This window comes from Piscicoccus intestinalis NBRC 104926 (assembly GCF_001515525.1).
Lineage (GTDB): Bacteria > Actinomycetota > Actinomycetes > Actinomycetales > Dermatophilaceae > Kineosphaera > Kineosphaera intestinalis.
The window spans coordinates 1-720 of the sequence record NZ_BCNQ01000327.1; the positions used below are offsets into that span (position 1 = coordinate 1).

General features: G+C 78.2%; 1 protein-coding gene. It reads right to left on the reverse strand.

Annotated elements, in window-relative coordinates; translation table 11 throughout:
- Nucleotides 1–673: ABC transporter domain-containing protein (locus tag PINTE_RS21520; protein WP_505804228.1), on the reverse strand; the 673-nt coding region annotated here is incomplete at its 3' end.
- Nucleotides 674–720: the final 47 nt, after the last annotated feature.

The window sequence follows — 720 nt, forward strand, 5'->3', positions numbered from 1 at the left end:
GCCGGTCGCCCGCCTCCGCGAGGCGGCGCGCCACGAACGCCTCGCCGCCCGCGGCCGCGATGTCGCGCGCCTGCGTCGCGACGAGCGTCGACCAGCGGGTCACCTCGCCGCGGGCGGCGACGATCTGCGCCTGGGCCCGGCTCTCCAGCCGCCAGTCGACCAGCCCGGTCAACCCGCAGGCGAGCACGAGCGCGGCGATGATGAGGGCCGCCGGCACGAAGACCAGCGCGACGAGCGCCGCCGCGAGCAGGCCGGTGCCGACGAGCGAGACCAGCGGCACGACCACCCGCACCTGCGCGTACGCCAGGTCGTCGAGGTCGTCGACGACCCCGGCGAGCACGTCACCGCGGGCGCGGCGGCCTAGGCGCGCCGGGGTCAGCGGCACGAGCGCCCGGTACACCGACTCCCGTTCGCGGGCCAGGTGCCCCAGCGCCGCGTCGTGCGAGCGCACCCGCTCGGCGTAGCGCAGCGCCGGCCGGGCGATGCCGAACGCGCGCACGAGCACGATCGCCGCGAGCAGCGTGAGGATCTGCGGGCGAAAACTCGCCGCGACGATGAGCCAGCCCGAGGTGGCCGTCAGCGCGACTCCGCAGGTCAGCGCCAGCGTGCCGAGCGCCGCGGCCCCCGGCACGCCGCGCACGTAGGGGAGGGTGCGGCCCGTGTCGGCGCTCATCGCGCGGCCCGTGCGGTCGCCGGCTCCAGGCGGAGCCGGTGCGCGGC